Origin of the sequence: Rhizobium sp. 2YAF20, from assembly GCF_052114685.1 — a bacterium.
Classification (GTDB): Bacteria; Pseudomonadota; Alphaproteobacteria; order Rhizobiales; family Rhizobiaceae; genus Rhizobium.
This window is the reverse complement of sequence record NZ_JBFRFF010000036.1, coordinates 55,371-65,064: the sequence shown is the minus strand read 5'-3', so window position 1 is coordinate 65,064 and position 9,694 is coordinate 55,371. Positions and strand designations below refer to the sequence as shown.

The 9,694-nt window shown below is 57.4% G+C and carries 8 protein-coding genes and 2 pseudogenes; 3 read left to right on the top strand and 7 right to left on the bottom strand.

From position 1 onward, the window contains the following. A pseudogene (locus tag AB4Z52_RS28515) lies at positions 1–195 on the top strand (IS6 family transposase); the annotation flags it as partial. 354 nt (positions 196–549) lie between these two features. Here the strand turns inward: AB4Z52_RS28515 and AB4Z52_RS28510 are convergent. From AB4Z52_RS28510 to AB4Z52_RS28495, 4 genes are all read right to left on the bottom strand, one after another. Then, on the bottom strand, positions 550–1,593 hold the full coding sequence (locus AB4Z52_RS28510) for a zinc-binding alcohol dehydrogenase family protein (protein WP_442221247.1): 1,044 nt from the start codon (positions 1,591–1,593) through the stop codon (positions 550–552). A gap of 100 nt (positions 1,594–1,693) precedes the next feature. Further along, entirely contained in the window at positions 1,694–2,614 is a 921-nt protein-coding gene (locus AB4Z52_RS28505; RefSeq protein ID WP_442221246.1) for a sugar ABC transporter substrate-binding protein, read from the bottom strand. Positions 2,615–2,702: 88 nt separating this feature from the next. Then, the gene (locus AB4Z52_RS28500) at positions 2,703–3,491 is read right to left on the bottom strand and encodes an ATP-binding cassette domain-containing protein (RefSeq protein WP_442221245.1); all 789 of its coding nucleotides are present in this window, start codon (positions 3,489–3,491) and stop codon (positions 2,703–2,705) included. Beyond that, positions 3,488–4,483, bottom strand: a complete 996-nt coding sequence (locus AB4Z52_RS28495; protein ID WP_442221248.1) for an ABC transporter permease — start codon at positions 4,481–4,483, stop codon at positions 3,488–3,490. The genes AB4Z52_RS28500 and AB4Z52_RS28495 overlap by 4 nt, the downstream gene beginning before the upstream one ends. A 231-nt stretch (positions 4,484–4,714) precedes the next feature. On the opposite strand from AB4Z52_RS28495, the gene AB4Z52_RS28490 reads away from it, so the two are divergent. Then, complete coding sequence (locus AB4Z52_RS28490; RefSeq protein WP_442221244.1) at positions 4,715–5,608, top strand: GntR family transcriptional regulator; 894 nt, start codon at positions 4,715–4,717, stop codon at positions 5,606–5,608. Between the two features lie 40 nt (positions 5,609–5,648). Here AB4Z52_RS28490 and AB4Z52_RS28485 read toward each other — a convergent pair. Beyond that, positions 5,649–6,085: pseudogene (locus AB4Z52_RS28485) on the bottom strand (alpha/beta hydrolase); the annotation flags it as partial. 163 nt (positions 6,086–6,248) lie between these two features. After that, positions 6,249–6,512 (bottom strand): hypothetical protein, encoded by a 264-nt coding sequence (locus tag AB4Z52_RS28480; protein ID WP_442221243.1) that lies wholly within the window; start codon positions 6,510–6,512, stop codon positions 6,249–6,251. 677 nt (positions 6,513–7,189) lie between these two features. Here AB4Z52_RS28480 and AB4Z52_RS28475 point away from each other — a divergent pair. Beyond that, positions 7,190–8,326, top strand: a complete 1,137-nt coding sequence (locus AB4Z52_RS28475) for a hypothetical protein (RefSeq protein WP_442221242.1) — start codon at positions 7,190–7,192, stop codon at positions 8,324–8,326. Positions 8,327–8,736: 410 nt separating this feature from the next. On the opposite strand, the gene AB4Z52_RS28470 is transcribed toward AB4Z52_RS28475, so the two are convergent. Beyond that, positions 8,737–9,693 carry a carbohydrate kinase family protein gene (locus AB4Z52_RS28470; RefSeq protein WP_442221241.1) on the bottom strand — a complete coding sequence of 319 codons (957 nt, stop codon included), beginning with the start codon at positions 9,691–9,693 and terminating at the stop codon, positions 8,737–8,739. Between the last annotated feature and the right edge of the window lies 1 nt (position 9,694).

The window sequence follows — 9,694 nt, the reverse complement described above, 5'->3', positions numbered from 1 at the left end:
CCCGTCCGACGACGGGAGCGGATCATGAAGCGCTTCAAATCAGCGCGACAGCTTCAGCGTTTCGTTTCCATCCACGACCCGATCGCCAACCTCTTTAACGTTCCCCGCCACGATATTCCATCCGCCCACCATCGCCAACTGCGAGCAGCAGCCTTGGATACTTGGCGAGACGTCGCCCGCCTTCAAGCTGCCTGATCGCAGCAAATGTCGCACTTCTTTGGCCTTGGCACGTTAAGATTACGATGGCCGTCGACTCCATCAAGCCGTTCCAGCTTGGGACTTCAGTCCAGCGAAGCCTCAGACTTTAGTCTGATTACGCGCGGGCCAGGCCGGCTTTAGGCCGCTGACTGCTTGCAAGTTGGCTGCATCGTCACTTAGGGTTAACACCCAAGCGAGTGATGAAAGTCCGAAAGCAGGGGTAACGTTCCTCGGCAGTTTTGGGAACCTGGTTCAGTCTCCGGCTGCCTTACGTGCTGTGGCCATGCGCAATTTTTCGAGGAAAGTCTTGTTCCGAAGCCGAACGTTATCGGATGGGCTCATTCGGGTGCGTCATTCCTTCAGTTCAGCAAGCGCCCCTCCATGGATGGCGATCACCGCCTTGATCAGGCCTGATTTTTCGCGGACCCAGCGGGCGATGTCACGGGGACAGTCTTCAAGCGTCGTGTAGTGGGTGATGAGCTTCTCGATCGGGATCAATCCGCTCGAAATGGACGCCGAGACATGCTCGAAATCCACCCGTGTGGCATTCCGGCTACTGATCAGCATCATCTCGCGCTTGTGAAACTCCGGATCGGAGAACGTGATATCGTCCTTGACGACGCTAACCATCACAAAGGCACCACCGTGCGCGACGTGAGCGAAAGCCGCTTCGATTGATCTGGCGTTGCCGGTGGCATCGAAAACGACGTCGAAACCCTCGCCGGCGGTGCGATCAAGAACCCTATCGCCCGCCGATCCGCGTGGGTCGTATACGACCGAAAAACCAAGCTGCCGCTCGGCAAAATCCAATCGTTCCGCGCTTACGTCGAGCAATGTGACGTCTTGTCCGGCAATCCGCGCAAACAGCGCCGTGCCCAGTCCGATAGGACCTGCGCCAATCACAAGACTGCGCGCTCCCTGCCCTGCAAGCGAACGGCGCACGGCGTGCGCCCCGATCGCAAGGAATTCGACACCCGCGGCGTCGGCGAGCGACAATCCGTCGGCCGGATAGAGATTGGCCGCGGGAACCAGAAGTTCTTCACACATCGCACCATCGCGATGAACGCCGAGAACCTCGATCTTGACACAACAATTGGGCTTTTCCTGCCGGCAAGAGACGCACGCACCGCATGACAGGTATGGATTGACGACAACCTCCTGCCCAACAGACAGCGATACGCCCTCTCCAACTGACAGTATCGTTCCAGAAACCTCATGTCCCATCACCCTCGGATAGGCGAGGTATGGATGATTTCCCTCAAAAATGTGGTAGTCCGTGCCACAGATGCCGACATGGCTTACCTTTACAAGCGCCCAACCTGGCACCGGCGAACCTGGCGTAGGCCGGTTCACAAGGGTTAAATCGCCGGGAGATACACATACGACCGCTTTCATTCTGATGCACCACTTTGCTTATTGAGCCGATATCGCCGAACTGCTGCCCTACTAGGGTTCGTCGGCCCGGCAGCCGAACAGGAACCGGGCCGAAATCGCGCTATTCGAAGTCTTTGACGTTCTTCTGCGTCACGAGGCCAGCACCGGTGTCGACATTGGCTTGTACCGGTTCTCCGCGGATCGCCTTGGCAACGGTGTCGATGCCGAGTTCGCCCATCTTGGCGGGGAACTGTGCGACGCTTGCAGTTTCCGCACCGGATTTGATCGCCTCGATTTCGCCGCAGCAGGCGTCGAAGCCGACAAGGATGATCTTGGATTTGGCCATACCGGCGTTGGCGATCGACTTGACGGCACCCGGCACGGGAGGACCGCACGCCGAATAGATCGCGACGACGTCCGGATGGGCGGTCAGGATATCTTCCGTGACCGACGTGCCGAGTTCGAGCGTACAGTTGGTCGTGCCTTTGTCGACGACCTCGACTTTCAGGTCGCCAAGGCCCTGCATCATTCCGGTCACGCGGTCGTCTAACGCCGGAACGCCGGGTACACCCTGGAGAACGGCGATCTTGTCGCCGGCCTTGAGCACGGTCTTCAAAAATTCGCCAGCGATCTTGCCGCCGCTAAGATTGTTCGTCGACACCAGGGCCGTCTGGCCTTTCCAACCCGGTATGCTGTTGTCGACGAGAACAACCTTGATCCCGGCTGCGACCGCCTTATCCAGAGCGGGTGCGACCGTTGGATCGACCGGGGTTATCGCGAGACCCTTGACCCCCTGTGATATCATCGATTCGATCAGGGCGATCTGTCCCTCGATGTCCGTTGCGGCTTGTCCCTGCCCCGTAACAAGCTCGATCTCCGGATGAGCGGCCGCATATTTCTTCGCGGCATCCTCCATGGTCGAATAAAACGGCACCGGAAACTTTGTGATCAGGCCTATTTTGACTTTGTCTGCCGCAGCAGACGTGGTCGCGAATGCGATGGCGATGGCGAACCCCGCCAGTAGTCGTCCTCTAAATCCCATTTCTTCCTCCCCTTGAGTTTGGAGTAACTTCCCGTGGAAGCCTCCAGGCTTTTGCGAACCCGAATAGCAGTGGGCCGCAAAACTCCGATCACGCCCCGACGATCATCGAGACGAGCTCCTGTTTGTTGTCCTTGGTGGGCACGAGCTCGCCGACTTTGCGCCCCTGCCGCAGCACGACGGCGCGGCTAGCCAGTTCGACGACGTGTTCCATGTTGTGGGTGACTAGAATGACCGCGTTGCCCTGATCGCGGAGCGTTGCGACCAGATTGAGAACCTGGCGTGACTCACGAAGACCAAGTGCTGCGGTGGGTTCATCCAAGATCACGAGCTTGCGGGCGAAAACGGTCGAACGTGCCACGGCAATTGCTTGTCTTTGCCCGCCCGACATCATCGCAACCACCGCGTCAAGCCTGGGAAGAACAACCCCGAGATTTGCCAACAGCGCCTTGGTCTCGTCGTCCATTTGCCGCTGCTTCAAGAAACGAAGTCCGAGCGGAAGCCACTTTGGTCCGGCAATTTCCCGACCGGCGAAAAAATTCTGAGACGGTGTAAGATTGTCGAAAAGTGCGAGGTCCTGGTAGACGGTTTCGATGCCGGCGAACCGCGCATCTGCCGGCGACCTCAACACTGTCCGGACGCCGTTGATAGCTATCGCTCCCTCGTCAAGGTGATGGACGCCGGCAATGCATTTGATCAACGTCGATTTTCCAGCTCCATTGTCTCCAAGGAGTGCCAATATCTCGCCCCGGCGCGCGGCGATGCTGACGTCGCGCAGCGCAACAATCGACCCGAAACGCTTCGTTGCATTGCGAACGGTCAGTACCGGATTGTCCTGAGCGGGCGCGTTGGTATTGGTGTGAGCACCTGTTGCGTTCATTGGGGTTTCCCCGCCTGAAACACCCGAACCCTGCCCTCGAGATAGTTGCGAAGAACGTCAGCCTCGACCGCGACAATGATAACCACGCCGATAACGATAAGCTGGAAGAAGATGTTGACGTTCAATAGGTTCAACGCGTTGCGGATCACACCGATCATGATTGCACCGATCAATGCGTTTCCGAGGTGGCCGCGGCCGCCGAGGAAGCTTGCTCCACCAATGATCACGGCGGCGATCGTGTCGAGTTCGAGCAGGTTGCCGAACAACGGCGAGCCCGCATCTGTACGGCCTGCAAGTATGACGGCGCCGACGCCGGCACAAGCGCCCGCGATGATGTAGGTGGAAACCAGAACCCAGGAAACCGGAATACCCATCCGTACAGCCGCAATGGGCCCGCCTCCCACCGCATAGATCCAGCGGCCCCAGACCATTGTTCGGGTCACAATGCATAAAATGGCGGCGACCCCAAGAACCACGAACACGGATCCCGGTAGTCCGGCAAAGGCATCCTGGCCAAGGGCACTTATGGCCTCTGGCATGCCAGGTATCGCCCTTCCCTCGGCAAGCTCAAGCGCAAGCCCCTTGGCGATGCTCAGTGTGGCAAGCGTGATGATAAAGGGATGGGGAAGCCTGCCGAAGACGAAGAAGCCTCCGTTGATCGCACCGACTATGGCCCCTGAGGCAATCATGACCGCAACGACCGCAACGGCACCGCCTCCGGCGTGGAAACAAAGTGCTCCGAGCACGGACGCCAGCGCCAGGTTGGACCCCACCGACAGATCGATGCCGCGGGTCAGAATGACTAGGTGCTGTCCCATCGCGACCACGGAAATTACAGCGGTCTGTGCGAGGATGTTGCTGACATTGCGCGGTGTGGCAAAATAGGGAGAAGAGAAACTGAGTACCACGATCAACAAGATCAGGATCAGCGCCGGACCAACGCTTAGTAGCTTAAGCGTAGTAGCCAGCGCTGCAAAACGTGGCTCGGCCATTGAAAGCGGCGGCGCAGGATCACCGCTCGCGGCGGCGCCGCTCGAATTCTTGTTTGGTTTGGGCAAGTCTTCCCCCCGCCCGGCGCTGCTCGCGTCGGTGCCAAAAACTGCTCTTCTCTGTACTCGGGTGTTGTTCTTATCGATAAAAAGCAGTATCAACCGCATTTCGTCAAGTTGTTTTTTATCGATAATAATTCAGATACAAAGGACAAGCCTGATGGGGAGGACGTCGTGAAAACCGATACTGTTTACAAACAGGCGCTGAATCAAACACTGGCAATGCTTGCCCAAGTCGCTCACCAAGACCCGCTTCCCTCCGAGAACGAGCTCAGACGCAAGTTGGGCGTCAGCAGAACCACGATACGCAAGGTCTTGCAGGAATTGGCGCACCGCTCGATTATCACCGGCGTCGGAAGCGTCCGAATAGTCGGCAGGGCTGTCGACGACAGCGACTATTTTCCGGACGTTGAAACGACATCGAAGATGCTGCAGGTCGAACGCCAGTTCATGGAGTGGATGCTGCTGGGTGATACCGCTCCGGGTACGCTCATCAATGAACTTGAGCTAGCTCGGCAATTTGGGGTCGCAACCAACGGGATACGCGAATTCCTGATTCACTTCAGTCGATTTGGATTGATCGAAAAGCGACCAAACTCAGGCTGGCTATTCAAGGGTTTCACCAGAGAATTTGCCCTGGAGCTTTTCGAGATCCGAGTGATGTTCGAGTTGCGGTCGGCCCGGCTATTTGCCCAGTTGCCCGAAAGCTCTCCGCTGTTTAAAAAGCTAAGGGCGCTCAGAAAATTGCACTGCGACCTGCTCGAAAGTATCGGGACGCGGTACCACGACTTTTCCGGTCTCGACAATCAGTTTCACCGGCTCGTTAACGAGGTCTCGCCGAACCGCTTCATCGATGACTTTTACGACGTTATCAGCTTCATATTTCACTACCACTATCAGTGGAACAAAAAAGACGAGCTACAGCGAAACCGAGCAGCCGTACTCGAGCACCTGGTTTATATTGACGCACTTCTCAGTCGCGACTGCGATCGAATCGAGGAGGCCTGTCGGGATCATCTTAAGTCGGCCAAGGAGACGTTGATTCAATCAGTGATGGGTGCCGAGTGAACGGAGCATTGGGCGCCCCACTCCCCCGACGGTGCACCGATCACACAGGTCGCCCATTCTCGATCGGTGCGCCGTCTGAGGAGAGCTCCTCCTTCAGGATCCCTCGCGCCTGCGGCCTGATGACGGCGACTGGCGCCGCGTCGGCAAAATGCGCCGCCGAGCCCGCGAAATTTGCCGCAATGACCCCGACCTGGTCCGCGACGCATACCTTGCCGCCATCCATGCTCTGCCCGGCCAGCCGCCGCCCGAGCAGCTCGGGGCTGTCGGCAAAGGCGTTGTGGCCGAGCGGGTTGTTCGTGGCGACGGCGCTGGTGTCGATGGGAAACGCCGAGTTCGTCGAGAAGAGGCGCGAAGGGTCTGAGATCAGATCCGCCGAGGCGGTTGACGCTGCCCGACAGCCAACCGGGAGACCTCCAGCGTCTTGTCGTGCCAGGCCGCGCACCGTCTGGAGGTGAGAGATGTAAGCGCTGCAGCGTGGAAACATTTCTGCGGGACGAACGTTCGCCTTAGTCTGCCCCCTCCCTGCGCAGACATCTCGAGAAGGCCAGGTGTCACCCCGTGTCCCCTCACAGCGACACCTGGCCGCCCCGCTCACAGATCAATCGCGTCCCTGTTCGCTATAGCGCGGGCGTGACGGCCTTTAGGCCAGCGGTTTTCGCTCCCGCTTGGCATCCTCGCGGCCAAATTGGATACCGCGTGCGGCCCGTACCAGCTCAAGTAGCTTTTGTTCGTCTCTGACGCCTTGGCGATAGAGATGGATGGTTATGGCGGCAACCCTGTTGGCTTCCTCCGAGCCGGGGGCACATTTCTGCTCGTCGCATACGGTGTTGTGGACCGATTGGCAGACGCCAAGATCTCGGGATGTCAGCGGTTCGTCGGTTTGCTTTATCCTCTGGTCTCTCATCGTTTCATCCTCCAAGTGGAACGACAAAAGAAAAAGATAATTCCGGATTTTTCGGACTTCAATAGCCCTAAGGGCTACCACCAAAATCACCAATTTCCGTAGAGCCGAGGCGAACCGGCTAGATGGCGCGAAATAAGATCATTGCCGGATAGCTGATCGGGGCCAGGACAGTCGATCGAAATCGACGTGGACACTTCAACCACTGATTAAGCGCGGCGATCTGCAAGTTCAATTCGTTAGCGATCGAAAGAAACCGCTAAGCGCTTAGGTTTTGATATAGGGTGAACACAGATCTCATTTCAGGATGGCCTTAAGGAATTGCTTTCAAAAGGATTGCTGGCGCAAAAGGCGCCCGATCAATATTGGCTGAACCGAGCTGTTTTCTTCGATGGTAATGGGGTGATCTTGATACGTGAATATCGTCTCAACTCGAACAGTCTAACGGGCAATTAGCCAATTCGGCCCGGCGTCGATCGGACCACTTCATGATTCTCTTGCGCTTGTTTTCGGAGTAGACAGGAACACTGATTGACTGGCGGCAGGCGTGATCGGAAGTGAAGAAGTTTGTTGGACCGGCGGGAACGGGTAGCTCATATTAACTCGGCCAGCGGATATCTGAGAGATCTAACCGCGAGAGCGGGAAGGGAATTGGGCGTTTCAAAGGGGATTATAGCCGTATGCAACCCGAACGGATTGTCATAACCTCGGACCTGCTGCGCGTCACGGGTGAAAAAACGTCACGGAAGGGATTCGCGACGAACACAAATTTCTTCGCTGCGATGCTGATGCCACAGATATCGGCGGCAACCCGCCTGCCGGTTAACATATTGGAATGGGACGACACATCACCATTCGACGGCAAGGCCGTCTATGATGCCTTCGGTCTGGACGCGAACGCTGCGAATTGGGCAAGGATCTTCGCCGCCGATGCGAAAGACGCGCTTTGTGCCTTGTTCCTGCCCCACGTCGAAAATTCATTGGTGGTAGGCTTCGAGATTCCCCCGCTACTGCACAAAATACTCAACCGCCTGGACATACCCTTTGTCGACTTACGATGGCATCCATTGCGGTTTCTCGACGATATATTCTTTGGATTTTCGTCGAACCGCAGCGAAATATCGGCCGCAATCGCGTCATATGCGCTATCCGGCCAGGAAGTCGATTTCCATGTCGGACTCCACAAGGCGACTGCGATCCGGCGTAGCGCTTTCAACAAAAAGAGACCATCCTGCAAGACGCTGATTGTCGGTCAGACCCCATTCGACGCGTCATTGATCCATGACGGACGGATCGCCAGCCTGCTTGATCATGAAGACAGAATAGCGGAACTTGCCAGGATCGGGTCCATCGCCTTTCGCCCCCACCCCTTCTCGCCTCAGCCAAGTCCGTCGCTGGCCACGTTCCTCGAACATCATGGCATCCCTCGCGTCGACAGCGATATCGATATGTACGAGCTTCTATGCGACGAGTCCCTTCAGCGCGTTGTCGGACTGAGTTCGGGAACCCTTGATGAAGCGGCGTTCTTCGGACTGCCTGTGACCAGGTTCATCCCGGAACGATTTCGCTACCTTCCGCACGTTGCAGACGCTTTTCAGACGGACAACGAGGCGCTGGTCTATACGGGGGTTTATCACGCATTTCTCAGCGTCGATTTCTGGGCCGACATCTTCCGATCGACGCTGGAGCGTACCTGGCCAAATGGCAATCCAATTCCCTTCAAGCCGGACCGTTTGCGACATGTGAACGGATCTTACTGGGGCCTTCTCAATACTGGCGGAATCAACCTCGTCATGTCCTACAATACGCCAGAATGAGCACCGCGCCGCTACATCGTGGTGATCTTGGCGATGGGATGTCGAAACCAAACCTCGAATAGATCTACGGCAAAACGGTGAGAGAATTTTACTCTCGACGTTGTTAGCGGGTGATGTCAGGGTAACCGGCGATGAAGCTTTCAGCGGTGAGCCCCTTTCGGCCGATCCGGGATGGCCACCCACAGATTATACCATGTCAAAAATGCTTAACCACACTCTTTGGAACTGGACTGCAGCTTGATTTAAATTGGTCAACTCTCTGCGAAAATACGCCACGGATCATGGCGTCAACCTCGTGCCGGTTCAAAAATTGGTGCTTCCCAAGCAGTTGCCGTCTCGGTGACCACCTGTTGTATCAAAGGGTTCTGCCAAGCGGCATCCGTCAACGATGGTCAACATTCGGTGCGGATTCACAGTTGCTTCACAAGCAGCGCATTTACCTGCGCCTTGTTCGGCAGAGCCGTGCGTGCGCCGATCGCGGAGACTGCGATACTAGCCGCGGCGCATCCGAAGGCCAAGCTGTCCCTGAGTGAACGGCCATCGAAACAGGCGGCCAGAAAGGCCCCATTGAAGCAGTCGCCTGCGCCGGTGGCATCGACCATTTTAACCGGAAAAGCCGGATGTTCCGCGGATGTGGTTCGATCGCAGGCGATGGCGCCGGCAGCACCCATGGTGACGACAACGATCTTTGGACCCCGATCCAATAGTGGACGAACGGTGTCGATCGTGATCGCCGCATCAGAAGTAGCGCGAAAGCCGCCGGCGTTCATGAAAACGACGTCGGAACATTCCAAGAGGGCGTCCAGGCGCTCGCGATCGGGGGCAACTGCCGCCTCGATGTCGATCGCAACTGCAACGCCGACGGTGCGGGCAAGTGTCGTGACTTGCCGGAATTCATCGAGATCGTAGGGCATTGTGTAGAGCAGCCGGCTTTGCTGGAGCGCGGCCGAAAGCGCGACCTCGTCTACAGGCTCGCGCAGCATCGGCGCATAGACCAACGCCTTTTCGCCGGAACGGTCGATCACGATCATCGCCGCCGATGTCGGCTCGTCAACGACCCGCAGGAAGATGTTCGATACCCCGGCGCCGTCGTTTGCCGCAAGCAGCAACCGGCCATCGGCATCGCCGCCGACGCGGCCATAACAGGCGACACGAGCGCCGAGTCGGCTTGCCGCATCGGCGACATTGGCGGCGGTGCCACCGGCGAACGTGCCAAGACGGCGGCCCAGAACCTTTTCGTCGGCGAGCGGCACGCGCGCAGTCTCGAAGACATAGTCGATATTCGGATCGCCATAAGCGAGCAGATCGAATGAGCGGCTCGCATCGGCGCTCGAAAACAGGGACGCTTCACTGCGTTCGTCGGACATG

Excerpts from the sequence above, each read along its gene's own strand:
- AB4Z52_RS28510 (WP_442221247.1), bottom strand. The coding sequence starts at position 1,593 with ATGAAAGCGGTCGTATGTGTATCTCCCGGCGATTTAACCCTTGTGAAC.
- AB4Z52_RS28505 (WP_442221246.1), bottom strand. The coding sequence starts at position 2,614 with ATGGGATTTAGAGGACGACTACTGGCGGGGTTCGCCATCGCCATCGCA.
- AB4Z52_RS28500 (WP_442221245.1), bottom strand. The coding sequence starts at position 3,491 with ATGAACGCAACAGGTGCTCACACCAATACCAACGCGCCCGCTCAGGAC.
- AB4Z52_RS28495 (WP_442221248.1), bottom strand. The coding sequence starts at position 4,483 with ATGGCCGAGCCACGTTTTGCAGCGCTGGCTACTACGCTTAAGCTACTA.
- AB4Z52_RS28480 (WP_442221243.1), bottom strand. The coding sequence starts at position 6,512 with ATGAGAGACCAGAGGATAAAGCAAACCGACGAACCGCTGACATCCCGA.
- AB4Z52_RS28475 (WP_442221242.1), top strand. The coding sequence starts at position 7,190 with ATGCAACCCGAACGGATTGTCATAACCTCGGACCTGCTGCGCGTCACG.
- AB4Z52_RS28470 (WP_442221241.1), bottom strand. The coding sequence starts at position 9,693 with ATGTCCGACGAACGCAGTGAAGCGTCCCTGTTTTCGAGCGCCGATGCG.